General features: G+C 46.9%; 14 protein-coding genes and 1 pseudogene. 5 read left to right on the forward strand and 10 right to left on the reverse strand.

Going from position 1 to position 17,444, the window contains the following annotated elements:
- Nucleotides 1-568 precede the first annotated feature (568 nt).
- The 8 genes and pseudogenes from QUA62_RS24740 to QUA62_RS24775 all read right to left on the reverse strand — a co-directional run bounded on the left by QUA62_RS24740 (nt 569) and on the right by QUA62_RS24775 (nt 10,887).
- Nucleotides 569-2,671: a M3 family metallopeptidase gene (locus QUA62_RS24740; RefSeq protein ID WP_333407412.1), complete on the reverse strand. Its 2,103-nt coding sequence runs from the start codon at nt 2,669-2,671 to the stop codon at nt 569-571.
- Nucleotides 2,672-2,835: 164 nt separating this feature from the next.
- Nucleotides 2,836-3,672 (reverse strand): hypothetical protein, encoded by an 837-nt coding sequence (locus QUA62_RS24745; protein WP_333407414.1) that lies wholly within the window; start codon nt 3,670-3,672, stop codon nt 2,836-2,838.
- A 945-nt stretch (nt 3,673-4,617) separates the two neighbouring features.
- A pseudogene (locus tag QUA62_RS24750) lies at nt 4,618-4,863 on the reverse strand (IS1 family transposase); the annotation flags it as partial.
- An 81-nt stretch (nt 4,864-4,944) separates the two neighbouring features.
- Nucleotides 4,945-5,238 carry a TIGR03792 family protein gene (locus QUA62_RS24755; protein WP_333407416.1) on the reverse strand — a complete coding sequence of 98 codons (294 nt, stop codon included), beginning with the start codon at nt 5,236-5,238 and terminating at the stop codon, nt 4,945-4,947.
- A gap of 26 nt (nt 5,239-5,264) precedes the next feature.
- Nucleotides 5,265-7,475: a PAS domain S-box protein gene (locus tag QUA62_RS24760; RefSeq protein WP_333407418.1), complete on the reverse strand. Its 2,211-nt coding sequence runs from the start codon at nt 7,473-7,475 to the stop codon at nt 5,265-5,267.
- A 581-nt stretch (nt 7,476-8,056) separates the two neighbouring features.
- On the reverse strand, nt 8,057-9,265 hold the full coding sequence (locus QUA62_RS24765; RefSeq protein WP_333407419.1) for an AAA family ATPase: 1,209 nt from the start codon (nt 9,263-9,265) through the stop codon (nt 8,057-8,059).
- A gap of 71 nt (nt 9,266-9,336) precedes the next feature.
- Complete coding sequence (locus QUA62_RS24770; RefSeq protein ID WP_333407421.1) at nt 9,337-9,882, reverse strand: RNA 2'-phosphotransferase; 546 nt, start codon at nt 9,880-9,882, stop codon at nt 9,337-9,339.
- A 321-nt stretch (nt 9,883-10,203) separates the two neighbouring features.
- Nucleotides 10,204-10,887 carry a class I SAM-dependent methyltransferase gene (locus tag QUA62_RS24775; protein WP_333215644.1) on the reverse strand — a complete coding sequence of 228 codons (684 nt, stop codon included), beginning with the start codon at nt 10,885-10,887 and terminating at the stop codon, nt 10,204-10,206.
- 523 nt (nt 10,888-11,410) lie between these two features.
- Between QUA62_RS24775 and QUA62_RS24780 the strand changes: the two genes are divergently transcribed.
- Nucleotides 11,411-14,266, forward strand: a complete 2,856-nt coding sequence (locus QUA62_RS24780; protein ID WP_333407423.1) for a diguanylate cyclase — start codon at nt 11,411-11,413, stop codon at nt 14,264-14,266.
- Between the two features lie 150 nt (nt 14,267-14,416).
- Nucleotides 14,417-14,998, forward strand: coding sequence for a Uma2 family endonuclease (locus QUA62_RS24785; RefSeq protein WP_333407425.1), 582 nt, complete (start codon nt 14,417-14,419; stop codon nt 14,996-14,998).
- A 59-nt stretch (nt 14,999-15,057) separates the two neighbouring features.
- Here QUA62_RS24785 and QUA62_RS24790 read toward each other — a convergent pair whose 3' ends face one another.
- Nucleotides 15,058-15,264: a DUF6887 family protein gene (locus tag QUA62_RS24790; protein WP_333407427.1), complete on the reverse strand. Its 207-nt coding sequence runs from the start codon at nt 15,262-15,264 to the stop codon at nt 15,058-15,060.
- On the reverse strand, nt 15,264-15,440 hold the full coding sequence (locus QUA62_RS29515; RefSeq protein WP_445301716.1) for a DUF6888 family protein: 177 nt from the start codon (nt 15,438-15,440) through the stop codon (nt 15,264-15,266). Before QUA62_RS29515 ends, QUA62_RS24790 begins: the two co-directional genes overlap by 1 nt.
- A gap of 212 nt (nt 15,441-15,652) precedes the next feature.
- Between QUA62_RS29515 and QUA62_RS24795 the strand changes: the two genes are divergently transcribed.
- From QUA62_RS24795 to QUA62_RS24805, 3 genes are all read left to right on the forward strand, one after another.
- Nucleotides 15,653-15,946, forward strand: coding sequence for a hypothetical protein (locus QUA62_RS24795; RefSeq protein ID WP_333407429.1), 294 nt, complete (start codon nt 15,653-15,655; stop codon nt 15,944-15,946).
- Nucleotides 15,933-17,075 carry a DUF6745 domain-containing protein gene (locus QUA62_RS24800; protein WP_333407431.1) on the forward strand — a complete coding sequence of 381 codons (1,143 nt, stop codon included), beginning with the start codon at nt 15,933-15,935 and terminating at the stop codon, nt 17,073-17,075. The genes QUA62_RS24795 and QUA62_RS24800 overlap by 14 nt, the downstream gene beginning before the upstream one ends.
- A gap of 107 nt (nt 17,076-17,182) precedes the next feature.
- The coding region (locus tag QUA62_RS24805) for a leucine-rich repeat domain-containing protein (RefSeq protein WP_333407433.1) at nt 17,183-17,444 on the forward strand (262 nt) is incomplete at its 3' end.

Here is a 17,444-nt window from a genome sequence, read left to right on the forward strand (position 1 = left end):
ATATGTCCTATTTTATGACACTTTGTGTACTCTGCTTACTTTTTTCTTCTGCTACCCCTACTTATTGAGCCGATACAAAATAAGTTTGTAGTGAAAATTTTAGTTTTATTAATACCAATAAAAAAGTGTGGCTACAATTATCAATTTTATAACAAATCTGAAAACTTGCAGAGTCTCGCGCCGGACACGGCAGTGCCGTTTCCCTACAGATGGTCGCAGGATTATATGTTGCAATAATTGTGGGAATTAGTATAAAGATCTAAACACTTTAGTTTTACTACAAACATTTTGAATTCAGCAAAAGTTAGGCAGAAAGGGGTTTTACGCATGAGATGAATTCCGGTTGAAGTGGAATGATTAAACCGCAGAGGACACAGAGAACACAGAGTCAGAGAACAGAGAGATGAATAATTCCGATCCTACCTGATTTGATATAAATTATAGCGGTAAGACTTCATGCACACCGCACCATACACATACAGGATATGCGTAAATTTTGGTTGACAAAAAACCGGGATTAATGCAGATAAATTTACCCGCATTAATCCCGAGTTATTCCACACTTAAATTAAGCTGCAACTAAACCGCTGTGTCTCAACAAAGCTTTAGTGCTCGGTTCGCGTCCCCGGAAAGTTTTAAACACTTCCATCGGGTGCAAACTGCCGCCCAATCCTAACACTGTATCTCGGAAGCGCTTACCTGTAGAGGCGATCGCACTTTCATCTTCCAAACCCGCTTCCTCAAACGCCGCAAAAGCATCAGCGCTGAGCACTTCCGCCCATTTGTAACTGTAATACCCCGCCGCATAGCCGCCCGCAAAAATGTGTCCGAAAGCGCACAAAAATGCGTCTTCTTCCAGAGGAGGCAAAACAGTCGTAGTTTTAGCGATGCGGTTGCGGACATCGGCCACAGTTTCGCTGCCGCCCGATCGATAGCGGTGGTGCAATTCGATGTCAACGCTGCTAAAATGTACTTGCCTGAGCATGACGCTGCCGCTCATGTAGTGGCGCGCTGCTAGCAGTTTTTGGTAGTAGTGTTCCGGCAAAGTTTCCCCGGTTTCGTAATGCTTTGCCATCCCGAACAAAGTCGCGCGATCGTAACACCAATTTTCCATAAATTGACTGGGCAATTCCACCGCATCCCACTCAACATTATTGATGCCCGAAGCCCCCGGATAGTCTACCGTTGTCAGCATATGCTGCAAACCGTGACCGAATTCGTGAAACAAAGTTTCGACTTCCCCAAAAGTCATTAAACTCGGTTTGCCGTCAACCGGAGGACTTTGGTTGCACACCAAATAAGCCACCGGCAACCGCGTGGTTGTCTTGGACGCTTCCACAAATTTAGCGCGCACCACGCACTCGTCCATCCAAGCACCGCCGCGCTTTTCCTCGGGGCGGCTGTAGGGGTCTAAATAGAAATTGGCGATCGTATTTCCTGCTTCATCATCTATTTGGAAATAGCGCACATCTTTGTGCCACACAGGAGTTTGACCGTCCGCCGCAGTTACTGTCACGCCGAACAACCGCTTTACTAATCCAAATAACCCCTCTAATACCTGCGGCAAAGCAAAATAAGGCCGCAATTCTTCGGCACTAAAAGCAAACTTTTCTTCCCTGCGGCGTTCCGACCAAAAACCTACATCCCAGTGCTTCAAATCTCCAGCTTCCGCCGCGCCTTTTTCGGCAGCAAAAGCTTTCAAATCTTCTAAATCTTTGACAGCAGCATCATAACTAGCCTGCCGCAATTCTTCTAACAAAGCTTCCACTGCTGTCACGTCGGGAGCCATTTTGCTCGCCAAGCTCAATTCGGCATAACTGCTAAACCCGAGCAAAGCAGCTTTTTCCTGGCGCAAAGCCAAAATGCGATCGGTCAAGGGCCAGTTATTCAATTCTCCGCTACTTGCTCTGCCGATAAAAGCTTTGTACAACTTTTCGCGCAAGTCGCGGCGGGTGCTGTGCTGCATGAAAGGGCCGTAACTCGGAAAGTCTAAAGTAATCCGCCAAGGGCCGTTTTCGGCATCCGCATTTTCTTCGCCGGCGCTGCGAGCGGCTTGAGCTGCTAAACTCAACAAACTCGGCGGCAAACCGTCAATTTCGTCTTTGTTTGTGAGGGTGATGCTGAATGCTTTGGTAGCGTCGAGGACGTGATTGGAAAATTGGGTAGTAATTTCTGCCAATTCTAATTGAATGGCATTAAAACGCTCTTTTTGCTCGCCTTCTAAACCGACGCCGGAGAGTTGAGCGTCTCGAAGAGCGGCTTCGACAATTCGCTTTTGAGCTGACTCTAAGCTGTCCCAATTTTCGCTAGCCCGCAGCGCTTTAAAAGCTTCATAAAGCGGTTTGCTTTGACTGAGCTTGCTCCAAAATTTTACTACTTCCGGCTGCACTGTTTCCTGAGCCGATCGCAATTCCGGGCTATTTTTCACGCCCATCAAATGTCCGACAATGCTCCAGCTCCAATTTAAACGCTCTCCGAGTCGCTGCAATGGTTCTACTAAGCCGCTCCAAGTCGGCTCTACAGACGATTCTAAGTCAGCTAGCGAGGCTTCTAGTTCGGTCAGCAGTTGAGTAACAGCGGGGACTACGTGTTCTGGTTCGATCGCGTCAAATGGAGGCAATCCTTGACCGATTAGTAACGGGTTATCAGCAATAGTTACGGTTGCAGTCATTTAATTTTCTTGTAACAGGTTGAAAACAGGTGAACTAGACAGATTAGCTTTTCATTTTGTAACACAGTTGTCGAAAAATTTGGACTCGATCGGGCGTGAGTCGCAGAATGTGTGAGTCGAAAAATCTTCCTTCTGACTGATGACTAATGACTGCTCACTAATGACTAATGACTACTCTCTTGTGTGTGCTGCAACTCCTTGACAACCGAGATTAAGCGCTTGAGGTGAGGTTTGACAACTTCTTGCTGCTCGTGTTCCAAACGGTGGATTTGAGCTTGGACGATCGACAAATCCGCCGTTGATTGGTGCGCGGGAGCTTGCAGTTGGCTTTGCAAATTGGCCATGACTTTCTGGATTTCCAAAAATCGAGTATTTACTACTTCCCAGTCGTCTCGGGTGATAGAAGTTTCTGTCAAGCCTTGCGTCGCACTTTGCAGTTGCTCTATAGCCTGTTCCACAGCTTGGAGATTCGCCCGTTGGCCAACCGATAAATCTTGCAGTTGTTCGCTCACCTGCTGGCGGACATCGAGCACAGCAGACGCCACGATTTCTTGCAAAGAAGCTACCGACTCTCCTAAACTCAGCAACTGCCGCTGGATGTCGAGAGAATCCTCAAAGCCCTCAGCCCTAGGCATTGTCGCCATTTGCTGGCGCAGCGCTGCAATATCTGCAGACAACTGCCTGCGTAATTTAACAATTACCGTCACCGCCGTTTTTTCGACTTTATTGACAGACTTTTGGACTTGGGCCATTTCCGAATGTTGATGCACGCGCACTTGCTGCTCGAAGCGATACCGGTTAGCAACATTCAGCGACAAAGCCAAAGTTAGGGGAGCCACCCCGTAAAAAGCTTGGCCCGACATTGCCACCGCCAGGGAACCCACACCAGAGGCCGCCAGAGAGGCGTACTCTGCCAGCTCCAGCCAGTGCCTTTGAGGAAAACTTGGTCTCAAGCGGTTTGCAACAGAGGGTTTTGGCTTCCGCACGGCTCTTTGGGTCATAGTATTTGCTCGTTGTGGGTAAGGTTGCGAGACTGGGTGGAGCATCGATTTCTATCCTTATTTTCAGTTATATGTTTTAGATTATTTCTTGGCACTCTTCTATTTTTACCTTTGTGAGTAAGTTAAGGATGACTGCCATATTATTATGTATTTGGGAGCCTGTGACGATCGCGCCCAATTCCGGCTGTTAAAAGGTTCGCCCCAACGCGCCCTCTATTTTACAGGAGTTAGGGTCATCGGGTTCGGGCGATCGACAATAGCTGTCCAGGCTAACCGAAAAATGCCTAAGACTATTTTAGATTTTAGATTTTAGATTAAAAGTTAACAAAAGGCGACCTACTGAGGACGAGCGTTGTTTGGAGATTGTCGGGAGTTGCCTTTTTGTTCGCGCATTGGTATAATTTACTATTTCTCAATGGCCCGGAGCAAATTTACTGTAAAAATTGACCAATGAACTCAGAAAAACCCGGAATTGGCGATCGGCTAAAGTCTATTTTCAGTATCGCCATTTTTATCCTTCTCGTCCTTGCAGTAGGCTTTTTAAGCCTTAATTTTATTTCAGCTCTCTATGCAAAACTTTCTTAAAATTAGTCCTGGACGCATGGGGTTAAGAAACCGGGTTTTTTTACAAAAATACTTCGTCGCAGCCTGCTGACTCGGTAAAAAACCCGGTTTCTTGGGTATTTATGCGTCCAGGACTAATTTGGTTACAACCCTTTGATATATTGCTTCAGTACAGGTGGCAAAGTGTAAAGACTTTCCTGTTTTTCGCTCAAGCAGCGCTGCGATAGAGATTGCAATGCGTTTAGCAAATCTGATGATGATATTTGTCCGTTTTGTAGCAGGCGAGCTTTACTGGCTGGTTTTCTGTCGCCAACAATGACATAACTTGTTTTTATAGTTCGGAAGTGGGTAGTCCTGCATAGTCATGAAAAAATAAGGCTTTCACTCTATAGATAAACAGCCGTTATGCTCATGAATAAAATACCCGATTGCTCCAATATGATTGGAGAGTTTTTTAGAAAAAGAAAGAGTTTTTTTGACTAAACGAGATCTTCTTTGTCTCATCGTATTGTTAAATCTTTCTATATAGGAAGTTTAGCCACTTTCCTTGACTACTGATTGGTGTCTCTTTTTTGGAAAAACTCTCTGATAAGCACTCCAAAAGTCGGTGAAAAAACAAGCACCTTGACTCTGGAACTGTCGGTAGAGAATCCCGCAATCCTTGAGTTCCTAAATGGTAACTAATGACTGATGACTGATGACTGATGACTAATGCAAAAACTTGCGGACTTGATATTCGCGACTTTCGGCGATCGCAATTTGCAAATCGCCCATTTTGGCATCCAACTCGTCGATTGTGCTTTGTGGCACAGACTTCCACTTCTCCCTAGTTTCCCAGCGAATCAACATCACCACCTCATTTTCCACCGGCTCTACCCAAACTTCTTTGCCTAAAAAACCGTCGCAACTTTTTAGTCCCGCCGTCCAAACTTCCTGATCTCGCTGAATAAACTGCTCCCACTTTTCTTGAGGTACTTTAAATTTAAGCCACTCAATAACCATATTATTTCCTATCCGTAAACAGCTAATTAATCGTTGCCGATGGCAATTCTAATTATCAACTCTGTTCCCTCTCCCGGACGCGAAACACAGTGCAACTTACCGCCGTGCTTTTCTACTACTAAATGCTGGGATATTGCTAGACCCAAACCAGTGCTGGTGTCTGGACATTTAGTGGTAAACAAAGGGTCAAAGATGCAGTCGAGGACTTCTTCAGTCATGCCAGGGCCGTTGTCACTAATGGCGATCGCAACTTCGTTTTCCCCTACCACGGAGGTCCGAATCCGAATTTCGGGAGTGAATATTTCAGAGCTCGACCTGGCTGAAGACAAGTAAGACTGATTTTGATTTTTACCATACTTTGCGTGATGTCTCCCCCCTTCTTCCAAAGCGTCGATCGCATTTGTCAACAAGTGCATGAACACTTGGTTTAAGTGCCCCGCATAGCAGTGAACTTGCGGCAAATCTCCGTACTCTTTAACTAGAGAAATCCCGGGCCGTCCCCCTTTAGCTTGCAGGCGATTTTGCAAGATCAGCAAAGTGCTGTCCAAACCTTCATGGATATCAGCAGGCTTCATTTGCGCTTCGTCGGTACGCGAGAACAAGCGGAGCGATCGCACGACATCGCGAATCCTTTCCGAACCGACTTTCATTGAATTTAGCAGTTTTGGCAAGTCTTTTTTGATGAAGTCTAAGTCTAATTCTTCCATCAAATCTTGAATTTCCCGCACGGGACGGGGATAATACTTTTGGTAAAGGTCGATCGCTCGCAGCAGTTCTTGAATGTAGCCGGTGGCGTGGCTGACATTGCCGGAAATAAAACTAACTGGATTATTAATTTCGTGCGCTATTCCTGCTACCAACTGCCCCAGGGATGACATCTTTTCTGTTTGAATCAGTTGAGTTTGAGCTCGCTGCAAAATTAACAGCGTCTGCTCTAATTTAGCCGCTTGTTGTCGCAAGCGTTCTTCGGATTCTTGCAAAGCTAAAAGAGACTGTTTGCTTTCTGTAATGTCCAATCCGACAAATACCGCCGCCGTACTGTTATGGTATTTTTGAGCGACAATTAGATAAGTTTTATTTTCTCCTCTGATGCTCGCTGTTACTTCTTGAGATGTCTTCTTTTTATGATTGGCAAAGAAATCGTATACTAAATCGTTAAATTTGGGACTTGTATCTAAAAAACCTACTTTTTGACCGATAAATAGTTCGGCAGGCATTTTGTAAGCGGTAGCTAAATGTCGGTTTACTCCCAAGTAGCGCAAATCGGAACTTACCCAAGAAACTAATCCCGGCACGGCGTCCAAAACGGCTTGAAGTTGCTCTTTCGCCTCTAAAAGCGCTGATTCTGCTACTTGGCGAGCCGAAATGTCGCGGGCGATCGCGCAGCGGTATTCGCAACCGCCGTATTCTAAATAATTGACTTTAACTTCGACGGGAAAACTGGGGCCGTCTTTGGTTTTGTAAGTGGTTTCAAAAGTGAGGTTGGTTTGCTGCTTCAGTTGAGCCCAGTGTTCTCGCCAATCCGCTGCTGGCAACTGCGAATCGATGTCGCTAACCCTCATGTTTAGCAGTTCAGATTCCGAGTAGCCGAAAAGATGGCAAGCGGCTTTGTTCGCGTAGCAAATTTGACCGTCGGACGTAGTAAAAAAGATTGTATCAGCAGCATTTTCGAGGGCAATTTGAGTTAGTTGCGGTATAGTTTCTAACTGCTTGCTTTTGAGCTCGGACTGAAATTTATTAAAGCAATTAGTTTGAGCGGGAGCCTCAGCTATCTTAGATGCAAACAAAATCAAACCGCCGATCGCACCTTCGCTATTTGTCCAAGGCTGAAATACCCATTTTACCGACTCGCTGACAGAGCCGCTTGCGGTTTTTCCTGATACAGATGCGATCGATCGCCCTGCCACAAACTCGCTGTATTCCAAAACTCCCGTCAAACAAGCCTGGGCATTTTGCTCCCAATATTCCGGGAGATTCGGGAACAGTTCCCAATGAGATCGGCCGATGGCCTCGCCGTCGCCCAACCCCCAATCTGTTTCCCAGCGACGAGAAACCGACAGATAGCGCATTTCACAATCTACCATTGCCACGGCCTCGGCGGAGCGCTCCACAAACCGCCGAAATCGGTCTTTACTCTCGGACACGGCTGCCTCTGCGGGTTGTTGGGCGATCGGGACAGTCCCGTCAACGTACCTTCCCAGTCCCTGACTTTTTTGCTGAACTGGCTTAGTGTGCACGGTTTGGGATTTCCTCCATAGCTGTCAAGTCTGAAAAATTCTGTTTGAGACCAAAAATGCTGTTTTCCCCTGATGTGCTCTCTCGGTCGATATCCTTAGAGGGTCTCACCCATCATTGATATCATTTTTGATGGGGATATGTCTATAGGCATTGCTATCAACTTAAGACCAAAGCTAGTGCCCGCTTGCTGTTTGACCATTAGGCATAGATCGCGCCCGCGCCCCCGAATAGTCGGAGGAGACTGGAGTGATCTCTTGCCTGCCCCGACTATGCGGGGGCGCAAGAGGGCAGCGACACTAGACAAAAAACGAGAGAGACAAAGGGTTTTAGGCGATTGTTGACACCCAGGGTCTCTAGGTACTCAAGAAAGTTTCCCCCAAACTTTGATATTCAGAAGATTTCCTGGTGATTGTTCGGTATTTTATACAAGTTCCCAAAAGAATGCAACTGTAGGCCCGCGCTCCAAACCATGAGCTTCCTCAGTCATTCCCAATTCTTTAATTGAAAACCCCACATCGAACATGGTTGAGATCGTGTAGCCAGTGCGATCGCCAGATAGCTTGAGAATGCAAGAGAGCGCTCAAACAAATTTGTGCGTAAATTCACTGGTAAAATCCACTCTCCCTTTCCGTAATATTGCAGGATCTAATCTTTCAGTGGTGTTGCAAGTCATCAAAACTACGAGTTTTTGCTGAAATTGAATGCCGTGTTCGTCGATGACGCTTTGGTACAAAGTTCCATCCAGCAAACTCAAAATGTGTTCAGTTTTGTTAGTGCGTTGGGCTTCTGCAGTCGATCTATCTTGAGCCAAATTATCAGCCTCGTTGATAATAATACAAATCCGCTCTAAATAACTCGGAGGCACAAAATTTTCCACAGCATCGTGGTCTAAGATAAAAATCACATAACCTAGCGGCACTAAAATTTCCTTTGCTACCGCTTGCGTCCAAGCAGTTTTGCCCGTACCCGGTTCGCCACTAACCAAAACAGCCAACTGATTTTGATCCAAAATTGCCTGCTGAATTGTATCGGTAAAACTTTGAACCTCCGCAGAAAAAGTGCGAATTGGGAACTGGCTGTGAACCTGTCCGACGCGGCTTTTGTACCCCCCCAGAATCACCGCTAAATTATAAGTTGCCTTGCTAACGAGCGGCGCAATATCTTGGCAAATTAGAGTGTAGCAGCGTCTTCCCCTGTCGTAGCTGTCAATTTGCAGCCAGCAGCCGAATCGAGCCCAAGAAGCATAAACAGTACCCAAAACTTCTAAGCGTTCCCAGCTAACAAACCGCTCCGGGGGATAAGAAAAATGTCGCTCCATAAAAGACTGGGTAATTGCATCCGGTTTCCCTAGCAAATCCAGAACTTTGAAAACAGTAATCTCTTGGAGTTTGTTAAGAACGTAGTCGATGGGAATGCTAGCGCGGCTGACCAATTGCACCACAGGCGTTTCGGTAACTAAAACGTCTTTGTAGCGGTAATCCGGGTAAACTGGCTGCGGAGTAATGTAATCCCAAAATTCATCAATTTCGTAGCGAGTATTTTCAGAAAATACATTTAACATATTTGCCCACCAAGTATATTGGTGTCGTCCCATTGCGTCGGCAATGTCGCTAGCTGCCCCTAAAGTTTTTTGAGCTAGTTCTAAGGGGTCGCTAGACGCTAAATGTACAAGGTGTTCCCAATCAAATTGACGGTAAAAAGGTCGCCAACCAGAGCCGAGCAGACCTCTATTTGGAGAATTGTTTTGATGAAAATTGTTTTCGCGATCGCCCATATCTTCCGCACTCATTTTGCAAAAGTCCTACTTACTCTTATTTTACAGTTTTTGTGGTACACATTCTACAAAAAAAGTGAAAATTATCAACTTATTTTGAGATAAGCGGGCGGCACAAAATCTACTAACCAAACTTTGTTTGCCGAGCAGTAAAATGTATGACCGTCGCGTTGCATGGCTGCGGCATCTACACTAAAGACTGCCGGGATGCCATGTCTTGCCCCTACTTGGCGCGCCGTCTGGATATTCACGGACAAATGAACATGATGCCGCGACATTTTCCTAATTCCTTGACTGAGAATAGACTCGACGGCAGTGCTACCTGTTCCGTGATATAAAATATCCGGGGGAACAGCGGGTTCTAACTGCAAGTCAACCTCTACGCTGTGTCCTTGGTTAGCACGAATTAGAGTGCCTGTGGAGTCAAATGAAAAGCGCTGCTTGTCGTTTTGCGCGACTACTTTTTTGAGTTCTGCAAGCTGAACAGGAAAGTTATTTTTTTGGCACGCATCGAGGAGTTCGCTAACAGGAACCCAGCCACCGGGAGCGAGTTCAATGCCGATGCGCGATGGGGCGTGGCGCAGGTGTTTGCTGAGATATCGGCTGATTTTTACTAATCGAGCATCGTTCATAATTTTACTTTATTTATTGAGCTTTTAAATCCCCTATTACAAAATGTCACTAGCGGGTTGTATCGTTGATGGGAGGCGGGTTTGTTGAATCGGTTGGCACTGCCAGAGGGCGCTTGAGTGAAGGCGCCTCTACAGGTTTCGGAGAAGGCTTCCCGGATCTAAAAAATAGTTTTACGCGCTAATTAGGGCGGTAATGTGCGCGCTTCAGCACCTACATAATTAGGTTCTGCGTCCGGGACTAAAAAAGTATTCGATGTGCCATTCTCCACGAGCTTTATCTTTTGATAATTCTCAAAAACTTGGCCTTCAGCCGAATGCCTTCTACCTTGGAATAACGCCGCCAAAAACAGCAAAATTTAGATAGCGCCAGTGACATCCAGCGTCGGCAAAACCTGCTTCTGCAAGCCACTTTGTCTGCTCTTCCACAGAGGAGGGAATATCTTCTTCTAGATATTTTTGAAACCAGGCTGCATCGTCTTCTCCGTTAGCTTTCATGTACTGCCGCCACAACTGTTCGTATTGCTCAGTCAGCCGGGGAGTAGCACCTGTCACAATATCTCGAATTAGCAAGATTCCCCCTGGATTCATCGAGTGGAAAAGTTTGTGAAATAGCTGTTGTTTGCCTGCGCTGTCGAGGTGGTGGATCGCCAACCCTGAAACTACCAAATCGTAACCGCTGCCGAAATCATCTTCGGCAAAGTTTCCTTGCTGCAAGGTCAGCCGTTCTCGGAAAGCGGACAAGTTAGTTTGGCAAGTTTTCAGCATATTTTGGGCGATGTCAAAGGCTAGGACTTTTGCTTGAGGAAATGCTTGCAGAATCATAGCCGACAGTATGCCCGTTCCCGCGCCTAAATCCAGAACTTTTATGTTACCATTAGTTTCAGAAGGGATTAACTGCAATATTACATCGTGTTGCTCGCGATATCGCGGAATGAGGCGCGGAATTAAGCCGTCATAATCAAATGCTCTTTGTTCAAATTGCTCGCGTACAGCGTCTAAATTCACAGACGATTTTCCTCAAATTGTTAATAGTTGAGTGCGTCAATGCAGTTGGGCGGTTCTCTTCTCTGAAGGTATATTACAGATATAATACAAAAAATTTACATACCTGTCAAGATGTAGAATAAAATAATTTAAAAGAAGTTACGGACGATCGCCAGACAGGGAGTTTGTGCGCCCCAACCCGCCCCCTATCTGGGAACGGTCTAGCCCTGCACATATATCTCCTTCAGTGCAGATGAGGCAGAATGCCACAGACTCGAAAGCCTGCCGAAGACGAGACTTTGTGCCAGATACTAGGAGTAATTGTGAGAAAAAAGTTGACGGTTAGGATACCCGTTTCAAACAAGAATGCAACTGTCGGTGTGTGCTCCCCACCATAAATTTCTCAGTGATTCCCCCTAGTAAAATATAAAAGATAAAAACGAATGAGCTAGCAGCCGACGATCGGCTAGATCTGAAAAAATCAGTCCTCAGATTGACAAACTTTAGCCAACTATAAACAAAAATTGAGTTGACTCCCGAGTGGATGTGGTACCTGCCAATTTTTCAGGAAGATGAAGAGATACAAAATATTACACCCGTCGGTGCGGGAAAGAAAATTGTGATAATGAATCAGGATGCGAGTAGATTAGGTGTCAGCCGTCAGGGGAAAATAGAAGCCATGGAAATCCAACAACGGAGTAAGGATAAGCCCGATCGCCAGCAACAAAACGCGTCAGATAGGCTCGATCAATTTTCTACCACAAAAGAGGTAGATTCCTTGCTGCAAGAATGTTTAGATTTTAAAAGAGTGATCAACCGATCGGCACTTGCGGTGAGAACTGACGCGCGAGGAATTATCAACTATGTCAGCGAACGAGTTTGCTCCATCTCCAACTATTCCCAGGCTGAACTAATCGGCAGCCACTTCGGCATCCTCCATTCGGAATATAAATCTTCGGAAATAATCAAAAATCTCCTATCAACTGTTGCCAAAGGTGAAGTTTGGCAAGGAGACATTAAGAATAAAGCCAAGAATGGAACTGATTATTGGGTGTACGCAGCAGTAGTTCCACTGTTGGACTGTAAGGGAAAACCCTGTCAGTATTTGGCGATCGGATTTGACATCACCGATCGCAAAGCCGTTGAAGCAGCCCAAGCCGAAGCCAACCGGGCAAAAGACGAATTTCTGGCGATCGCCTCCCACGAACTGCGATCGCCCCTGAGCGCGATTTTGGGATGGGCGCAGCTAGCTCGATCGCGCAATTTCAACGAAGCCACCACCAACCGCGCTTTGGAAATCATCGAGCGCAACGCCAAATTACAAAACCGGCAAATAGACAATCTCCTCGACCTCTCGCGGCTGCTGCGGGGGAAAGTGTGCCTGAACATGAGCCGAGTTCACCTCCCGTCGATCGTCGAATCTGTGATCGATACCCTCCGTCCCGACGCCGAGGCTAAAAACATCCGCCTAGAAAAACATTGCGACCCCGCCGTAGGCTACATTTTGGCAGATGCAGAACGCTTGCAACAAGTAGTCGCGAACCTCGTTACCAACGCCATCAAATTCACTCCAGAATCGACACCAAACCCAGTTCAAGTGGGGATCGAGCCTAGTCCGTCCGGCGTCTTGATTCGGGTCAGCGACAGCGGTTGCGGCATCGACCCCAAATTTCTGCAGCACATCTTTGACTACTTCCGCCCCGCAGACAGCTTCCAGAGCAAGGAACAGCACCGGCTTGGGCTGGGGCTCTCAATTGTGCGGCAGTTAGTGGAACTGCACGGGGGAAGTGTTTGGGCTTCGAGTCCCGGCCTCGGTCAGGGGGCGACCTTTGGGGTGCTGCTACCGAGCCCCAACAAAAATGCACCCGACGATCGCACTGCTGCGATCGCCCAAAGTGAAAGCAGACCGGGATCGGTTTCCAAACCCCTAGCGGGAAAGCAAGTCCTGGTGGTGGAAAGCAGCGCCGAGATCCGAAAATTTCTCAAAACTGGCCTCGAAGCATTTGGAGCCAAGGTAACAGCGGTGGGTAGCGCCGCCGAAGCGATGGCCGAGTTGCAACAGTCGCGGCCCGACGTGTTGGTGAGCGATATGGAGGTGTCGGGAGCAGACGGCTGCGATTTGATCCGCCGCATCAGAGCAATGGAAATGTCCGAACACAGGGAACTGCTGCCGGCGGTGGCGCTGACGGGAGGCATCGAGGAAGAAGATTCGGCATCGGCGCTGGAGGCGGGGTTTCAGAGGCATTTGTCGAAGCCGGTGGAAGCGAATCAGTTGGTGAGCGCGATCGCCCAATTGGCGGGACTGACTGGATTCCGCGCCGGAGAGTGGGGAGCGGGAAATGTCGGGGCGAGCGGACCCCAGACCCCGCTGCCGGAACCTAACAGTTCTGAGGACAAAAATAATGGGGAACAATTAACACCTGACAGCCGAGAATTACCGCTGTTGCTGGTAGTAGAAGACAACAATTTTTTGGTGGCTTACCTCCAAACTTTATTGAGTCCGTACTATCGAGTCGCCGTGGCGAGTGACGGAGTTGAAGGTTTAGAAAAAGCCAAAAGTTTGCAGCCAAATTTGATTGTGAGCGATCAAATCATGCCCAGACAAAACGGGCTGGATTTGCTTAAGGAGATTCGGAACACGCCAGAATTGAAATCGACTCCGGTAATCTTTTTGACAGCGCGATCGGGGATGGAAGCTCGGATCGAAAGTTTGGATGCGGGTGCTGATGATTATATTTCAAAGCCTTTTGACGAGAGGGAATTGCTGGCGAGGGTGAGAAATTTGTTGCGATCGCACGCAGCCGAACAGCAGTTGGCGGAGCTCAACCGTCAGTTGCAGCAGCAGAAAAAGCAGTTAGAAACGGTGAATAGAGCCTTGCACTATTTGGCAACTTACGACAGTTTGACTGAGGTAAGAAACCGCCACTCTTTTAATGAATACCTCGAGACGGAATGGCGGCGTTTGGCAAGGGAAGAAGCACCGCTGTCTTTGATTATGTGCGACATTGATTATTTCAAACTTTACAACGACACTTACGGTCACCAAGCGGGGGATGAATGTTTGCGGCAAGTGGCGGCGGTTATCCAACATTCGGTAAAGCGACCGGCAGATTTAGTAGCGCGTTACGGTGGAGAAGAATTTGTAGTAGTTTTGCCGAATACGGATATTGAAGGTGCGACTTGCGTAGCTGAAACGATCGCACAACAGGTGCGGGGTTTGCACATACCTCACGCTAAGTCTGCTGTCAGCGAATACGTGACGCTGAGTTTGGGTGTAGCTTGCTGCATTCCGGCGCCGATCTCGCACCCGGGGGCGCTAATTGCGATCGCCGACGAGTCGCTTTATCGGGCGAAAGAATCAGGGCGCGATCGAGTTTCGGTGGCCACAGTTGAAGGATAATATAATAGTTAAATCAACTTGTATGGTGTATCAGAGATCGATTCGTTTCGACCACTTAAACAGATTTTTTGGCTCGGGCGCACCCTACCAATGTGCTGGCAAACTTGTGCCAATTCAAATTGCTATAAAATGTTTAAAGGAGGTCGTGCCATGACAGCAACATTAGACAAACCAAAAGACCAGCGCCTAATTCACTCCGGGATTGATTGGCAACAATTCAAGCTAATCGAGCAGGGGTTTTCGGATTCCCCCGGGATTAGACTGTTTTATTTCAAAGGTGAGGTAGAAATCTGGGCAGTTTCGCAAGAACATGAATCTTTCAGCAGGACGATCGCAAGTTTGCTGATGGACTACTGTGTGGAAAAAGACATTGAATTTAACCCGTTGGGTAGCTTTACCCAAGAGAAGGGACAGGAAGTCTCAGTACAAGCTGATGAATCTTTTTTAATTGGCAAGTCAACAGGTATTACCCCCGATCTTGCCATCGAAGTAGTGTTTACCAGTGGGGGAGAAAGCAAATTGAATCGCTACCAAGCATTAGGAGTCCCCGAAGTTTGGTTTTGGGAAGACGGAGTATTTGGTCTGTATCATTTGCGATCGCACGGATATGAAAAAATTGAACAAAGTGAAGTTCTGCCCGGTTTAGACATCAACCTGCTGTCTCGCTGCTTGCTGATGGCTTCTAGGGTTGAAGCAGTTAAGGAGTTTCGGCGCGGGATTTCTGCGGTTTAGAGAAAAACTGGTTTGGGCGATCGCTCCCCCATTTATAAATATATTGTTAGGATACAAGACTAATCTTTGTCTTCTTTCATTTGCTGGCGAATGGCTGCCCCAATCTTAGTATCGAAATCCGAATCTCCCACTTTTATTATGATGGAATTCGATCGCTTTTTCCGCCTGTATAAGTAGGCTTGCAGTGCAGCTTTATCCCCGCGATTTTTAAGAAAATAACGCTTCAATTCTCCCTCGGATATTGCAGTATAATCTACTTGGCTCATTAAAATACCTTCCCATTTGGAGCAATTTCAATCTCAATTTCCTCGTCATCTCTAGCCAATACGAACAAGTTTTTGCTTCTCTCGTCAACACAGATGAGGTGAATAGGTTGCGATGCCAAATATGTCAAGCAATAAGTGATTCGATACAAACCCTCTAGCGACGGGTAGGTAGGCATTCAAACCTAAAACTGTCTCGAAACTAACATCTACTGTAGCATTTCTGTCTGCGATCGCACTTTCACACTCCAAGATAACGCCTGTCAGTGCAGCAAAGAGTTATCGAATGTGCTTTGTGGCTCTTGACACCAGTGTATTACAAATGTAGTATTGAGTTACGGTAGAAAAGCTCGATCGACCGACACCAGCAAACAAAATTTAGAAAAAACCTATGCAGCCCATCCGACAAGGCGACGTAATTCTCACCCCCGTACCGAAAATCGAAGGAGAAAAAAAACCTCACCTAACTCTCGCCGAAGGTGAAGTCACCGGACATTCTCACCAGATTATTGAGGGACAAGCTGAACTTTACGAAAAAGACGGCACTCTATACTTGCGGGTGCTTTCACCCACAGCTTTATTGAGTCACGAAGAACACCACGCGATCGCAATTCCCCAAGGTAATTGGATGGTGCGAATTCAGCGCGAATATGAGCCGCAAGGTTGGAGGTATGTCACAGACTAAGGTTAAAAAACTGACGCCAGAACAAGCAGCTTTGATTCCAGTTTATCGGGAAAAGTGGAGAGCGATCTCGCTTTCCACTGGCCCGATAAATCGCTCGCAAGCTGCGGAAACAATAAAATCGGCTTACAGTGCGATCGGCAAAAAAGCACCGGAAATCATTTTTGTCGATCGCCCCTACGAAGCTGCAGATCTAATCCTCAGTCGATTTGATAATCCCAGCAGCGAACTGCGGAGCCAATTCGAGACCAAACTGCGAAGCCAGCTAGAAAAACAACTGCGGGGTTATTTGGGGAGCCAACTAGAAACCGAACTGCAAAGCCAACTGCAAACTCAACGGTCAGCTCGACTTTATACTCAACTGCAAACGCAATTGTGGGAGGCGCACCGCAATTATTTAGCTGGCTTCATAGCAAGCCAATTGCCACCGGAAGAGGTGTTCAATGAGCCGAGTCGAGACTTTTACTGGCAAAGATTAGGAACAAAACTATTCAGTAATTGCATTCAACCAGTATTGTGGGCTGCTTATGGCAGTTTCTTGGATTTTTGCATTTCCGTTCTAAATTTACCTCATTCCTGCGGCAGAAATTGGATAGTTTTTCAATCGCTTGTCCGGGATTGTGGCTTGATTTATCCCTATGACAAAGTTTGCATTGTCTGCGAAAAGCCGATCGCACTTTCCGCAGACAGCAACCACCGCTTGCACGCCGAAGGAAAACCAGCGGTACAATTTGCCGACGGTGTTTCGATTTACGCCTATCACGGCGTGATTTTGCCGGAATGGTACGGTAGGCTGCACCCGCACCAGTGGCAGTCTAAGTGGGTGTTGAAGCAACAGAATGCAGAAGTTCGGCGCGCGTTAATTCAGGGAATTACTTACGATCGCATTTGTCAAGAATTAGCGGTTACAGAATTAGATAGTTGGCAGGAATACACTCTATTAAGCATCGAGTTTGACGATGATTTTGATTGGGTGGGTAATGCAAAGCCAGTTTATTTGTTAAAAATGACTTGTCCAAGTACGGGACACATTCACGCTTTGCGCGTGCCGCCAAATGTGCGATCGGCTCTTGAGGCAATTCGTTGGGTAAATTGGGGAATCGAGCCAGAGGAGTTTAGCGTGCAAACTTGAAGATTTTTCATGGCCACACAGGCCGGCAGGGGTTTAAACCCCTGCCGGACTACGGAACTGACGGACAGGCCGACTGAAATTTTACCAAAATAGAATCGGAATTTACTATGTCAGAACCACAAGCAAACCAACCAATTAATTTTAGTAGCTTTGCCGACAGGTGCACGCACAAAGATAGTCTTTCAAAATCGGCAAGAGATACAGTTGAAGTGCTGTTAAAACGGGCTCGCACTTCTAAGTGCAATAAAGCCGCTCGGATACTTTCAAACCTCACGGAACTTTCTCTCGACGGCAATCAAATTACCGACATCACCCCACTGTCGGCACTCACCAACCTGACATCCCTGTATCTCAACAACAATCAAATTA

It is taken from the genome of Microcoleus sp. MON1_C1, from assembly GCF_036701945.1.
GTDB lineage: Bacteria > Cyanobacteriota > Cyanobacteriia > Cyanobacteriales > Microcoleaceae > Microcoleus.

What these genes read in the sequence shown, in the direction of transcription:
- QUA62_RS24790 (WP_333407427.1), bottom strand. Translation starts at nt 15,264, where the DNA reads ATGAGCCAAGTAGATTATACTGCAATATCCGAGGGAGAATTGAAGCGT.
- QUA62_RS24780 (WP_333407423.1), top strand. Translation starts at nt 11,411, where the DNA reads ATGTGGTACCTGCCAATTTTTCAGGAAGATGAAGAGATACAAAATATT.
- QUA62_RS24740 (WP_333407412.1), bottom strand. Translation starts at nt 2,671, where the DNA reads ATGACTGCAACCGTAACTATTGCTGATAACCCGTTACTAATCGGTCAA.
- QUA62_RS24795 (WP_333407429.1), top strand. Translation starts at nt 15,653, where the DNA reads ATGCAGCCCATCCGACAAGGCGACGTAATTCTCACCCCCGTACCGAAA.
- QUA62_RS24785 (WP_333407425.1), top strand. Translation starts at nt 14,417, where the DNA reads ATGACAGCAACATTAGACAAACCAAAAGACCAGCGCCTAATTCACTCC.
- QUA62_RS24800 (WP_333407431.1), top strand. Translation starts at nt 15,933, where the DNA reads ATGTCACAGACTAAGGTTAAAAAACTGACGCCAGAACAAGCAGCTTTG.
- QUA62_RS24765 (WP_333407419.1), bottom strand. Translation starts at nt 9,265, where the DNA reads ATGAGTGCGGAAGATATGGGCGATCGCGAAAACAATTTTCATCAAAAC.
- QUA62_RS24745 (WP_333407414.1), bottom strand. Translation starts at nt 3,672, where the DNA reads ATGACCCAAAGAGCCGTGCGGAAGCCAAAACCCTCTGTTGCAAACCGC.
- QUA62_RS29515 (WP_445301716.1), bottom strand. Translation starts at nt 15,440, where the DNA reads ATGCCTACCTACCCGTCGCTAGAGGGTTTGTATCGAATCACTTATTGC.
- QUA62_RS24755 (WP_333407416.1), bottom strand. Translation starts at nt 5,238, where the DNA reads ATGGTTATTGAGTGGCTTAAATTTAAAGTACCTCAAGAAAAGTGGGAG.
- QUA62_RS24770 (WP_333407421.1), bottom strand. Translation starts at nt 9,882, where the DNA reads ATGAACGATGCTCGATTAGTAAAAATCAGCCGATATCTCAGCAAACAC.